The organism is Acidobacterium sp. FHG110202_01, from assembly GCF_059115305.1.
Genome location: NZ_JBZYWJ010000001.1, coordinates 477,499 through 491,537 on the forward strand (window position 1 = coordinate 477,499; position 14,039 = coordinate 491,537).

The 14,039-nt window shown below is 56.6% G+C and carries 7 protein-coding genes; 4 read left to right on the top strand and 3 right to left on the bottom strand.

The genetic code is table 11. The features are described from left to right. Positions 1-31 precede the first annotated feature (31 nt). Positions 32-1,234: an ROK family transcriptional regulator gene (locus AC5S16_RS01885; protein ID WP_493928306.1), complete on the bottom strand. Its 1,203-nt coding sequence runs from the start codon at positions 1,232-1,234 to the stop codon at positions 32-34. A gap of 545 nt (positions 1,235-1,779) precedes the next feature. Here AC5S16_RS01885 and AC5S16_RS01890 point away from each other — a divergent pair. Beyond that, positions 1,780-5,412, top strand: coding sequence for a carboxypeptidase-like regulatory domain-containing protein (locus AC5S16_RS01890; RefSeq protein ID WP_493928307.1), 3,633 nt, complete (start codon positions 1,780-1,782; stop codon positions 5,410-5,412). A gap of 402 nt (positions 5,413-5,814) precedes the next feature. On the opposite strand, the gene AC5S16_RS01895 is transcribed toward AC5S16_RS01890, so the two are convergent. After that, entirely contained in the window at positions 5,815-6,594 is a 780-nt protein-coding gene (locus AC5S16_RS01895; protein WP_493928308.1) for a DUF899 domain-containing protein, read from the bottom strand. Positions 6,595-6,704: 110 nt separating this feature from the next. Here AC5S16_RS01895 and AC5S16_RS01900 point away from each other — a divergent pair, with 110 nt between their 5' ends. From AC5S16_RS01900 to AC5S16_RS01910, 3 genes are all read left to right on the top strand, one after another. After that, positions 6,705-7,925, top strand: coding sequence for a winged helix-turn-helix domain-containing protein (locus AC5S16_RS01900; RefSeq protein WP_493928309.1), 1,221 nt, complete (start codon positions 6,705-6,707; stop codon positions 7,923-7,925). A 9-nt stretch (positions 7,926-7,934) separates the two neighbouring features. Next, positions 7,935-8,591 (top strand): Vgb family protein, encoded by a 657-nt coding sequence (locus AC5S16_RS01905; protein WP_493928310.1) that lies wholly within the window; start codon positions 7,935-7,937, stop codon positions 8,589-8,591. A gap of 335 nt (positions 8,592-8,926) precedes the next feature. Further along, on the top strand, positions 8,927-11,680 hold the full coding sequence (locus AC5S16_RS01910) for an ABC transporter permease (protein ID WP_493928311.1): 2,754 nt from the start codon (positions 8,927-8,929) through the stop codon (positions 11,678-11,680). Between the two features lie 11 nt (positions 11,681-11,691). Here the strand turns inward: AC5S16_RS01910 and AC5S16_RS01915 are convergent, their stop codons facing one another. After that, positions 11,692-14,013 (bottom strand): TonB-dependent receptor, encoded by a 2,322-nt coding sequence (locus AC5S16_RS01915; protein ID WP_493928312.1) that lies wholly within the window; start codon positions 14,011-14,013, stop codon positions 11,692-11,694. Positions 14,014-14,039: the final 26 nt, after the last annotated feature.

Genomic DNA, 14,039 nt, shown 5'->3' on the forward strand with positions numbered 1-14,039 from the left:
CTTTTGGCCATGGTACCACTGTTTGACCTGCTTATGCGTCGCTGCGAATAGAGTGGCGCTGCAGCAGCAGCGCTGCCGCGCCGCGAAGCCGGGCGACGTCGCCTTCATGCGTCGGCACAAGGCGCGGCGGCTCTTCGGCCAGCAACCGCCCTTCGAGCTCTGTCTGGATGATGGGGGCAAAGCGGCTCCATGCGGAGGTCACGTCACCTGCGACCAGCACGACTTCCGGTGCCAATGCTGCGGTAACCATGCGCAGCCCTTTCCCGATGTACTTCGCCTGCTTTGCCAGCGCGGCTGCAGCGTGTGGGTTTCCCTCTTCGGCAAGATTGAGCAGCTCGTGAAATGTCACGTGCTTCGCTTTCGGCTGCGATTCACTGTAGTAGCGCAGCGCGGCATTGCACGATCCGAAGACCTCCCAGCACCCATTTTGTTTGCACCCGCAACGCGGACCGGAGGGGTCGATGGAAATGTGCCCAAACTCGCCCGCCATTCCATGACGCCCTGATATCAGCTGGCCATTCGCCAGAATTCCGGCTCCGATACCTTCAGAAACCGTAATCAGTACAGCATCGCGCACACCGTCCATTCTTCCGAACCAGAGCTCGGACATGAGGCAGGCGGTCGCAGCATTTTCCATTTCTGTCGGCAAACCCATTCCGCGCTCGATCGCGTGCTTGATGTCGAATTCCGGCCACTTCAGATTGGGTGCAAAGATGAGCGAGTGCGACTCCTTATCGACGCGGCCCGGGACACTGATGCCGATTCCCTCGACTGACTTCCTGGGATGGCTGTCGCGGATTCGCTTCATGCAATCAATGATGCTGGCAACAGCCTTGGCCGGATCCGTGCCGAGCGGCAGCGTAGACCGGGAAAGCAGACGGCCGCTTAAATCCACCATGGCAACAGTTACCTGCCGGGGATGAATGTCAGCAGCCAGGACAACAAGATCGTCATTGAGAACCAGCATGGTCGGGCGGCGGCCACGCGGCAGCTGCGCTACGGCGCCTTCGCGTATCCATCGCTCATGAATAAGCTGCTCGATGATCTGCGAAACGGTGCTGCGCTGCAATCCGGAAAGCCTTGCGAGGTCGGCGCGCGAGATGGGCTGGCGCACATGGATGAGCTGCAGAATGATTTCGCGATTGATGCGACGCGCGGTTTCACTGGAGGCCGACTCTATGTCGTTGAGATCTACGCGGCGCAAGCCTTTCGCTGCCTGCTTCGATTTCTTCAAATTTTCCCTCCGAGTCTTCGTTGTCTCCTGTGTGCTCATTTGTGAGTTTTTATACAAGAGGCAGACATCTCGGTTCTTCCAGTCATCATAAATGGGCGCTTTGCCTACAACCGATCGCGATAAAGCCGCATTTAGTTTCTATCACGAACGAACATTGTCACCGCTGACAACGATTGCTCAAGCAGCTCTCTTTCTCAAATCACGACGACCATTGCCCGATCTCCTTTGCCTGCGTTTTCTCAAAATTGCAAATCTCTCTTTCATTTAGACGCAAAAGCCTGTTTCATAGATGAACATTGACCACAATGTTATTTCCATAAGCAGCCAATGTCGCATGAAGATTCTTGACAATCCATGAACTGTACTTCTATAGTTCGTGTCGCATATTAAACCGAAGATGATTCGGCAATCAATCCCTGCAACGTTGAAAACGTGGATTGATAAGAGAGCGAAGCACTTGCTTGATTGAGGGAGGCAGTATGATGTACAGGCCAAATACACAATGCAGGGCCGGAAGATGTCTTCTGGCTATAACACTCCTTCTTTTGCTGATAAGCACCGCGACAGCCAAAGCGCAGGTGCTTTACGGTTCCATTACCGGAACAGTCAATGATGCCAGCGGAGCTGTGGTTCCCAGCATGACGGTGACACTGACGAGCGAAGCCACAGGCGAAAGCCGGACCGCCACAGCTGACAATAACGGCAACTATGCCTTTCGCGACCTGCTTCCCGGTTCCTATACGGTATCCACGCCACGCGCGGGCAGCTTTGCAGGGTTTACACAGAACAATGTCAGAGTCCAGGTCAACCAGCAGCTTCGCGTCGACATTACGCTGCAGCTCGCGAGCGTGACCTCACAAGTGACGGTCACAGAGGCTCCGCCAATCCTGCAGACGGAAACAGCCGAGGTAAATCATCAGATATCCGAGGCGCAGATATCGCAGCTGCCGGTCACATCCAGTCAGGGGCGCAACTATCAGTCGCTGTATACCCTCATTCCCGGCTCAGCCATGGTGAAGGAGCAGAACTCCACAGCGTCCAATCCTTCGCGCGCCATGTCAGTCAACGTCAACGGCATGAATGATATGGGCAATACCACGCGCATTGATGGCGCGGTGAACTATTACGGCTGGCTGCCATATCTGGTGGCATATGTACCGCCCGCAGACTCGATTGAGAACGTCAACTTCACCACGAATTCCTTCAATGCCGAACAGGGCCTGGCCGGTGGCGCCTCGGTGAACGTCACAATCAAAAGCGGTACGCGTGACTTCCACGGCGGCGCGTGGGAGTACTACCAGGATGCGGCATTGAATGCACGCGCCTACACGGCAACCAGGCAGAACTCCCCCACCATCCCCAAGAATGTCTTCCATCAATTTGGGTTCAATATCGGCGGCCCGGTCTACATTCCCAAACTCCTTACCGGCAGAAGGAAGCTTTTCTTCTTTGAAAACTTCGAGCGCACGACGCGGCGTCAGCTTATCAGCGGCTTCCAGAATGTTCCGGATACAGCCATGATTGGCGGCGATTTCTCTGAAGCAAACTCCGTTGTGACCCTGTACGATCCGCAGCCAGGAGGCACTGGGCCTTATCTAGCTCCTGCTTCTCGTCCTACGTTCCTTTCGGAATATGGCTGCAACTGCATTCCGGCATCGCGCCAGGCGCCCGCCGCAGTCAAGATGCTTTCTCTGCTTCAACCGATTTCAGCCAAGATTACCCCTACACCGGCACTGATCGCGTCCGGCATGGTGAACGATTACTTCGGCACTGCCACGCTGGCTTACAATCGCAACACCTCGGATACGAAGATCACATATGTTCCGAGCGACAATACGCAGGTCTTCGGACGCTATAGCATCGAGCCATTTTCTGTTACTGATCCACAGACGCTGGGACAGGCTGGAGGCGGCACTTTTGACGGTGGACAACCCGGTGCCGCGAGTGGGCGCATCCAGAACGTCGGTCTCGGGGTCAGCCATGTTTTCAGCGCGAACAAAGTCATCGATGCCGACTTTGGCTATACCCGCCAAGTGACAGGATCACAATCGTCGCTCGACCAGCAGGTTGGCGATTTTGGTCTTAATGTACTGAATATTCCAGGCACGAATGGTGATGGGCCAAACTACGTGGGACAGCCAATTATGTCACTGGGTGTTGCCACCACTTCGAATGTCACATCGTTCAGTACTCTGGGCAATGCCAGCGGGGCCAGTCCATTTCTCTTCCGCGACAACCAGTTTACCGGCGACGTAAACTTCAGCTGGACGATCGGCAAGCATGCCACCAAGTATGGCTTCTCTTATTACCACTTTCTGCTGAATCACTTTCAGCCAACCAGCGGCGCGGGCATCAGCAATCCGCGCGGCGGCTTCTTCTTTGCCGGCGGAATGACCTGCGGCGGAGCTACTTGCGGCACAACAAACTACAACAACCTGGCCGACTTTCTGCTGGGCCTGCCCAACAACGGCACAACTACAGCCAACGGCGGCGCCGTGACGAAGGCCTCACAGATCACTAATCCCAATGCGATGCGTTGGTCAGAATATGCTGCCTACGCACAGGACCAGTGGACAGTGACTCCGAAGCTGACACTCAACTATGGCATCCGCTACGAGTTTTATCCCCCGCCGTATCGCGACCATGATGCTGGAGTCTTCATCACCGATCCAAACCTGCCTCAATCTGCCAATGTTGAGATCGGCGGAGTCGGCGGCAATCCGAAGAGCGCCGGACTGCAAATGGGCTGGGGCTTTATCGCTCCCCGCGTAGGCTTTGCCTACCGCGTGAGTGACAAGACAGTGATTCGCGCGGGCGGAGGCATCACCTCCGATCCGGACAGCCTCCGCTTCCTGCGCGATGCGTTTCCTGAAGACCTGGCGCCGATCTACACGGGACTGACGGCCAACAGCATTACTGTCGATCCTGCAAACGGCAACGCGCCGATGACGCTTGCCTATGGTATCCCCGCCGCAGTCCCACCGGCGATCGTCAACGGATTCGCTTCCCTGCCGGTCAGCGGATCAACGGTTACTGCGGTGAAGGATTTCCATCGCGGTTACATTGAAAGCTGGAATGCATTCGTGCAGCAGGATTTTACGCACGGGCTTGTCATGAATCTTGGATATGTGGGAATGCATGATGTCCGACAGCTCATCCAGACGGGCTACCTGAATGCAGCGCCGCTGCCGAGCGGCTCCACTCCATGCATGGCCAACGGCAAGTGGAACCCGACAACCGGACTGACGGGAAACTGCAACTTTGCTGCCAACGAGATCATCAACGAGCAATATTGCGCTGGAACAAGCAATCCGGCCTGTTATAACACTGGCGGCATCGGCATGGTCATGCCACTTTTCAGCGCAAACTACAACGGACTGCAGGCGCAGCTGACATACAACGGAGGCCGCCAGACGCAGCTGGGAGCAATCTATACCTTCTCTCACGCCATCGACTTTGAAGACAACGGAGCAGGCTCCGGTTCGGCAGGTCTGCAATGGAATTATCCAGCGTATTACGGCTTCAACCGTGCCAGCGCCGGATTTGATGTAACCAACAACATACAGGTCTATGGCATCTATGCCCTGCCCTTCGGACGCGGACATATCTGGGCGAATTCGGGCATTGCCAACACTATCTTCGGCGGTTTCCAGCTGAACGGCCAGCTCAGCCACACCAGCGGCGCTCCCTTTACAGTCACGGCCAACACGAATAACACCAATTCTCCCGGCAACCAGCTCTATGCCAACATGGTGAGACCCTATCATCAGCTCGGCGGCCGTGCCCGCAGCGCCGGCAGTCCCGTCAGTGGCGGCAAGGTGTGGTTCGATCCAACGACTTTCGCTAACCCGGTTGAGCCAACGTATACCGGCAATGAAACTCCGGATCAGATTGCCTCACCTGTCTTCGGCAATACAGGGCGCAATCAGTTCCGCGGCCCCGGGCAGACTCTTCTCAATGCCAGCATCTTCCGCAGCTTCACGGTGTACCACGAGAGTCAGTTCCAGATTCGCTTTGAAGCATTCAATGCTCTGAACCATACTCTGCTTGCTAATCCGAATACGACCGTGCCTTCAAACGCGAATATCGCCGCAGGCAACTACGGCACATTTGGCATGATCACGGCGAACTACGGTAATTCGCGTGCACTGCAATTCAGCGGACGCTTCACGTTCTAAGAAATGCTGCGGCAGCTTCTTTCACAGAGCTGCCGCAGCATTCACCCCGCCTTTGCATTTTGTGAGTCATGTCCGCCGGGCTGCCATGCATCGTATGAGCAGCAGGACCGCCGAGAAGACAAACAAAATCTCCAAGACAGGACGCAGGCGCATGGCAATTGGCATCGCCACGCCGGCTCCTGTCCAGAGAGCTACGTATGCTGCAATGCATAGCGGGCACTTCGGCAGCAGGACGAGCAGAGCGGCGGAGCCTGCACACCCGCTTGCGCGGCTCCGCCAACCTCTCGTCTTGACATGGCAGCAACTCAGCAGCTTCCTCTTACCATGCGAAGAGGAAGCTGGCTTGCGAATGGTGCTAATTACTGTTGAGAACATCTCACCCCTCCAGAACAGGCGATTTGCTTAACCCTTGTACTCGTCGTGTCTCCGCCACCAGATGCCGCCTGCTTGTTCGTTGCGGCCTTTGGGGGCGCGGTCGAGCCACTGGTACATGCCCCAGAGGCCGTCCAGTCCGCGGGCATAGGTGGAGTAGGTATGGTAGACGATGCTGTCCTCGAGCACGAAGGCGCTCATGCCCGGCCGCTCGCGGGTGTACGCAAGCGCGTCGGTTCCGGTCATGACCGACTGCTTGACGACAATTTCCGGGAACTTAGTCGTTGCGTCCATTGCATGGCCGCCGCGCCGGTAGTTGTATTCTGCGCTCCCCGTGCGCTGCTGCTCTTCGGTGATGGAGGCAGTAAAGTCATAGTTGAAATTGCCGCCGAGCGAGGAGGCCCAGGGGAAGGTCCAGCCCATCCGCTGTTTGTATGCGTCGAGCTTAGCCAACGGGGCGCGAGAGACGGCCCAGAGCATGACGTCATGATTAGCCAGGTGTACTGCGATGCCATTGAAGCCATCGGCGATCGACGAGCAGGAGGGGCAGCCTGCGGTCCAGTCCGGGCCGAACATGAAGTGATAAACGAGAAGCTGCGAGCGCCCCTGGAAGAGGTCTGCAAGAGAGACTGTCCCCTCGTCCGTGTCGAATTGATATTCCTTATCGATCGGAACCCACGGCAGCTCCTGCCGCTGCTGCGCCAGCTCGTCGCTGCGGCGCGTCAGGTCCTTCTCTGCCTTGAGCAAGTCAAGCCGTGCTTCGAGCCATTGTTCCCGAGTTCCGATCTTGTGTGCTGTCTGTGTCGTCATGATCTTTTCTCCCTTTGTCTGTTCTCAATATGACCTTGTGGTCTGGGTCACGAGATAAACTTAGCGCTGAGAATTGACAGGGTGGGAGTGACAAGTGTGGCGGGATTCCGATGGATTCGCTGATCACGGCTGCAGCCCGCGCGCTCGCTGCCGGTGATCCACTCGGCGCACTGAAGCGCGTGGCACTGCGCGATGATGCGCCTGCTCTGGCATTGCGAGGCATCGCCATGGCTCAGCTTGGCGATCTGGCGCGGGCGAAGGAATTGCTGCGCAGCGCGGCACGCGGCTTCGGTCCGAGAGAAGCCGTAGCGCGGGCGAGGTGCGTTGTCGCCGAGGCGGAGATTGCGTTCGTCACTCGCGATCTGAGTTGGGGCGCGAAGGCTCTCGATGCTGCGCGAGTGACGCTTGAGAAGCAGGGCGACCGGTTGAATGCTGCGCATGCGCGGTATCTTGAAGCGCGGCGGCTTGTTCTGATTGGCCGGCTCGACGAAGCGGAGCGCATGCTTGCCGATCTCGACCCTATGCTCTTTCCGCCTGCATTGAGGACGGCGCACGAGCTGGTACTTGCAGGGATTGCGATGCGCCGTCTGCGAACGAAGGCAGCGCGCGTTGCGCTTGCCCGGGCCGAGAGCGCGGCGCGGCTTGCAGCTATCCCGGCGCTGGCAGCGGAGGTGGAAAGCGCGTCTCATGTGCTGAAGACGCCGGCGGCGCGCTTCATTTCGAACAGCGAGGAGCGGCTTCTTCTGCTTGACGAGGTGGAGACATTGCTGGCGTCGAAGGCGCTTGTCGTGGATGCGTGCCGTTATGTGGTGCGTCGTGCAGGCACGGTGGTTCCTCTCACAAGGCGTCCGGTGTTGTTTGCCCTGGCGCGAGCGCTGGGCGAAGCGTGGCCCGACGATGTGCCGAGGGATCAGTTGCTGGCGCGGGCATTTGGAGCGAGATTTGTCGATGAATCGCATCGTGCGCGATTACGGGTTGAAATAGGACGGCTGCGCCGGGCGCTGCGGCCGCTGGCCAACATCCGCGCGACGAAGCGAGGGTTTGCACTGACACCGCAAGGCGCCCGCAAGGTTGTTGTACTGGCGCAGCCGGTCGAGGACGAGCACGCGGCGGTGCTCGCCTTTCTGGCTGATGGCGAGTCGTGGTCGAGCTCGGCCCTGGCGCTGGCGATGGGAACAAGCCAGCGCAGCGTGCAGCGGTCGCTCGAGTCGCTTGCCGAGGCGGGAAAGGTGCAGTGGTTTGGCGGTGGGCGCGCTCGTCGCTGGATGACTCCCCCGGTGCCGGGATTCACGACGACTTTGTTACTCCCCGCTCCTTTGCCGGTTGATTAAGGTGGAAGCATGAGTCAGTCCAAAGCCCAAATCGTCCGTGAGTATGGTCCGTTCCCGGGAGCCGACCGCGTGCATGGCGTCACCTATGACGGCCAGCACGTGTGGTTTGCTTCCGGAGACAAGCTGAATGCTTTCGATCCCGCGAGCGGGAAGATTCTGCATTCGATCGATGTTGCCGCGCATGCCGGAACGGCTTTCGACGGTCGGCACCTGTTTCAGATTGCCGAGGATCGTATCCAGAAGATCGATCCGAAGAGCGGTCAAGTACTCGCCACAATCCCTGCGCCTGGCGGCGGAGGCGATTCGGGGCTGGCGTGGGCCGAGGGGTCGCTCTGGGTTGGGCAGTACCGGGCTCGACAGATACACCAGGTTGATCCCGACACAGGGGCGGTTCTGCGCACGATTGAGTCGAATCGCTTTGTCACCGGGGTGACCTGGGTTGACGGCGAACTGTGGCACGGAACCCTGGAAGGCGGCGAGAGCGATCTGAGGCGAATCGATTCGAGCACGGGAGAGCTACTGGAAAAGCTGGATATGCCATCCGGCGTCAGCGTGTCGGGCCTTGAGTCTGACGGCGGCAATCAGTTCTTCTGCGGCGGAGAGAAGAGCGGGAAAGTACGGGCTGTCCGGCGGCCTAAACGAAGCCCTGCAGCAGGAAGAGGTTGAGTATAGATCTCATGGGTACCCCTCTCCGGGATTTGTACGGGGATCGTTTAGTTTCATTAACTTATGCCGTAAATCTTAAAGTGCCTGGATTTTATGCCCATGCCCTTTCTATTTCCTTAATTTAAGTTTATCAAATTCAGGCATAATTCCCTGCGCTTCTTCGATCTATGTAAGTTGCTGGAAATGCTTTATTTATTTGAGGTGATGAGATGTGAAGGGCTTGACAAGAACAGAGGCGCACATCAATCCAAGTATCATTATATCCATTTCTTTCCTCTTGACAATCTAGACAAAAGAACTGATAACTCTAGATCATCTAAAGGAGAACCATCCCGGTGGCATTCTTGCGGATATTTATTGCCGGATTGAGGACAGTCTTTCACAAAGACCTGCGCAGCCGCGAGATGGATGAAGAACTGCAGGGTTTCATCGAAGACTCAACGGCAGAAAAAATCAGCCGCGGCATGACGTGTGACCAGGCGCAGCGCGCTGCCCGTTTGGAGATGGGCAGCACGGAGAGCGTGAAGCATAAAGTTGCGGCGGCAGGATGGGAGTCAGCGGCTGAAAGCGTGTGGCAGGACATGCGCTATGGCGTACGCATGCTAGCAAAGAGTCCCGGGTTTACTACAGTCGCGATTCTTTCGCTTGCTTTGGGAATCGGCGCGAATACCGCGATCTTCACACTCATCCATAGTCTGATACTCAAAACGCTGCCTGTTCGGGATCCACAACAGCTAGTCGCCTTCGGAGATCAGACGAGCAGAGGCAGCGTCGATGGGATCGGGCCGGGGCCGCTGGATATTTTTCCTTATGACTTCTATCAGCGCATGGAGAAGCAGAGTCCGTTTCAAGGGGTTGCTACATATGGCAGCTTTCAAACTCAGGTGAACGTGCGACTCGCTTCGTCAAGCAATGGGCCTGCAAGCCAGGCGATGAGTCATCTTGTGTCTGGAAATTTCTTCAGCGTTCTGGAAGCGGAGCCCTTGCTTGGCAGAACCATCTCTCCGGCAGATGCGGATGCTCCGGGGCGCAGCCCGGTTGCAGTCATCAGTTACCGCTACTGGCAGCAGGCTCTGGCCTCTGACCCGGGAGTGATCGGCAGGACAATCACCATCGATGGAACGCTGTTCACGATTATCGGAGTGATGCCGCCCGAATTCTACGGCGTTGACCAAATCAAGGACGCGACAGATCTATGGCTGCCCGTCTCTATGCAGCCTCAGGTGATGCTGCAGTCATCCCTACTGGAGCCTCATGGACTCTTCTGGCTGCATATGATGGCCAGGCGCAAACCAGGCACTGATATGAAGCAGGCGCAGGCATGGGTTACGAGCCAGCTGCAGGCTTTCATGATCGATCATGAAGGAGCGAAGATTACCGGCCAGCGGAAACAAGAGATACAGAAGATCTATGTAGACATGCTTCCGGGTGATCGCGGCTCCTCCGTCCTGCGCCAGCAATTTGCGCAGCCCCTGTATTTTCTGATGGGTGTTGTGGTGCTGGTGCTTTTGATTGCCTGTGCGAATCTGGCGAATTTTCTTCTGGCCCGCGCGGCGGCGCGCGAGCGCGAGATATCTACGCGCCTTGCGCTCGGATCAAGCCGTGCGCGAATTGTGCGCCAGATACTGACGGAGGCTCTGCTACTTTCAGTTTCCGGCGGCGCACTTGGACTGCTGTTCGCTTTCTGGGGAACGCGCCTGCTGATCCATTTCGTTGCAGCTGGCACTCAAAGTCCTTCCCTGAGCGCGATGCCGGATTTGCCTGTGCTGGCATTCACTCTCGGCATTTCCCTGCTGACGGGGCTGCTCTTTGGAATTGCGCCTGCGATTCGCGTTTCCGGAATCGGAGTGACTCCTGCTCTGAAAGCGAATGTCCGGGCATTGTTGAGTGCCGGAGAGAAATCGAGCAGGCTGGCACCGCAAATACTGGTCATAACGCAAGTGGCGCTTTCGCTCATACTTCTTACTGGAGCAGGGCTGTTTCTGCGGACGCTGCGCAACCTGCAACAGCAGGACTTCGGCTTCAATCGCCAGAATGTGCTGCTAATGAATTTCAACGCGAAATTTGCGGGATACAAACCGGAGCAGCTCAACGCGCTCTACGAGAGAATGCTAGACCGCCTGAATGCGCTGCCCGGCGTGCGGTCGACCACGCTTGCCGGATCGCCGCCGGTAAGCCCCGGCAGCTGGGATTCTCCTATCTTCGTTCAAGGGCACGTTTCTGCGCCAAATGAAGATGTCGGCACTCTGCTGAATCGGGTAGGGCCTGATTACTTCGAAACGCTGGGAATTCCGCTGCTCTATGGACGGACGATCAGGGCATCAGACACCGCGTCGTCTCTGAAGGTGGCGGTCGTGAACAAGTCCATGGCTGACCATTTCTTTCCGCACGGAGATGCGATCGGCCACAGTTTTACGGTTGATGATCCCGCAGTCAAAGGAGCTTTTCAAATTGTGGGCGTAGTGCGCGATGCAAAATATAACGGCCCACGCAAAAAGCCGCAGCGCATGACGTACCTGCCCGTGGTGCAGCTTACGGAAAATGATCAATACGCATACTGGCTGCACCTGCAAACAGCGGGAGATTCCAGCAAGGTAGCGGCAGCCGCTCGAGCGGCACTGGCAGAGATTGACCCGAACCTTCCCGTTCTGCAGGTGATGACCATCAGCGAGCAGGTGGACCAGCGGATGGACAACGAGAAGCTGATCTCGCGGCTATCGAGCTTTTTTTCGCTGCTGGCCCTGTCATTGGTATGCATCGGTCTTTATGGAGTGATGACTTACAGTGTTCTGCGGCGTACCAATGAGATTGGCGTTCGCCTGGCCCTCGGAGCGCAAACGGGACGTGTGCTGTGGATGGTGCTCCGGGAATCCCTGCTGCTTCTGGGCATTGGAGTTGTGGTGGGATTGCCGGCTACCGTGGCTATTCATCGCACCATTCGATCGGCACTTTTCGGATTAAGCCCATACGATCCGTTGACGCTGGCCTCCGCCATCCTTGTGATTGCGGCTGTTACGCTGCTGACAGCTTACTTTCCTGCCCGCCGCGCTTCGAAGGTGGATCCCATGGTGGCGCTGCGCTATGAATAGCTAATCGGACTTTAGAAGGTAGTATTCAGCCGGATGGCAAAGCTGCGGGCGGGACCGATGGCATTTCCTGAGAACAGTCCACCGAAGTCGATGACATTGAGGCGGTCATTCAGATTGTCTCCATCGGCCTGGAGACGGACATCTGCTTTCTCACCCTTATAGACATTTACACCGAGCGATGAGTTCACAGACAGCAGAGGGCGGATGCGCCCCCGGTCGAAGTTGATGCGGCTGATGACTTCGGGGCCGTATTCGGCGAGAGCTTCATCTTCATCGCCTGTGAATTCGAACGGCAGCCCGGATCCGTAGTCTGCGCCGGCAGCGAACCAGATGCGCGGAGCAATCTGGTATTGGAAGCGGGTTCTTACGGTGTTGCGCTGATCCTGTGAATCAGGAAAATGGCCGCTCAACTGTGAGAGAGCATCACCGACATCATCGCCAAGAAAGAGACCTCCGGTTACTGGAAACCAGACATTGCCAACCATATAGGAATAGCTCAGAAAACCGCTCAACCGGCCTAAGCGCACGACTGAGAGCTTGCCCTCTGCGCCATAGATAACGGACTTATCGAAAGAGATCGGGTAGCTGACTCCGGTATTCAGCAACTGATCGTCATCGGCATAATGCCTGACGTCGCGACGATATACGTTGACATCGAGACGCATGCGATCCAAAACGCTTTCGGAAAATCCAGCTTCATAATAGTTCCCTTTCGATGGCTGAACAGGCAGGCGGAGGAACTGATCGCTGAGCGCATCAATCTGCGGAGAACTGGAAACGAGGATGTTCTCAAATGACGGCGTCTGAAAAATGCGGTCAAACGAAGCATGAAGCGTCATGTTGAGCGACGGCAGATAACGGCCGACGGAAATGCGCGGGCTGAAGGCATTCTGATTGAGCAACAACTGATAGTGGTCCCAGCGCAGGCCGGCGCTCACCGTCCACTTGCCCAGATGAATCTGGTCTTCCATGAATGCTGACTGCTCCAGGTCAGGCCGCTGATCGGAAAAACTCAGAGCCGGCGGAGTGTCATCGTCGAATTGATCGGGATCGGTGATCTGATAATTGAATTTTTCATACAGAAAGGCAGCATCTGATTCTATTCCGGCCTTAAATTCCTGATTACCGTGATGCAGAGAGTAGGTCGCTTTGAAATAGCCTTCGCGGAAATAGTTGTGCTGGAAGGCGATGACCGGCGTGGAATCCTGGTTGGAGTAAAGGTTGGAGGCATTATCGCGCACCATACCGGCAAGCGCGATCAGGCTGTCGGGCGAGAGTATGTGTTGGTAATTCACGGTTCCCATCGTCTCGAAGTTATCGCCATTCTGTATCTGCCCGGCTTCCTGCTGCACGAGTTCATTGGGAATGAAGAAGCGCGAAAATTCATGCCGCGCGCTGAAGGTCAAGCGGTCCCGATCGGTCAGGTCGCGCTCGTATCTGGCGGAGAAATCTCCAAGAGTGCCATTATTGGTGTAGTTCTGCGGCACCACGGGATTCAGGTAGTGACTGGTCATGCTGCCTGCGGCGCTTACTGCGACTGTATTTTTGCCCCAGACATCCTGGAGTTGCCCGTAAGAAGAAGCAGAATCGTAACTGCCGCCGGAGAGAACGAGCTGGCCATGCAGGCCGGGATCGGTTTGATGCCGGGTATTGAGTTCGACCACACCGCCCATTTTTCTGCCGTACTCTGCCGGATAGCCCGCAGTGTAAATGCTGATTGCATCGAGATCATCAGCCTTGATCTCGGGGCCGAAGCTGGGCGAGCGATTGTCGGTAAGAGGAATGCCGTCGACAACGAACTGTGTCTGGTATTCCGAGCCTCGTGGATGCAAAACGGCATTACCTTCATAGAGCCAGCCGGGCTGGGAGTTGACCAGGTCCTGCACGGAGCGCCCCGGTAACGAAGAAAGGCGCTGCTGAATCTGCCTGGTGCCGATCTGCGCGACCGACGAGGAACTATTGGGATCGATCAGCGTATTGGATTCGGTGACATTGATTTGAGTCACAACGGAAGCAAGGCTGAGCTGGATGCTTCTATCGAGGGGCAGAGCGGAATGAACTTCAATCTTCATTGAAAAAGGAGCGAATCCAGGTTGCTGCACCTGCACCTGATAAGCACCATAAGGAACCTGTTGAACGGCGAGGAATCCTGAAGCATCGCTGCGAAATGATTTGTCGTAACCATTTCCTGTGGAGGTCAACTCGATAGCGGTCTGGACGGCAGCACCTGACGGATCGGTGGTTTTCAGGCGCACTTCACCGTAATTGACCTGCGCCAATGCAGAAGATGCACTCAAGAGAAATACCGCAAGCAGCTTCTTCGCTCTGTGCATGTTGGCCTCTGTCCATTATCGCGAAT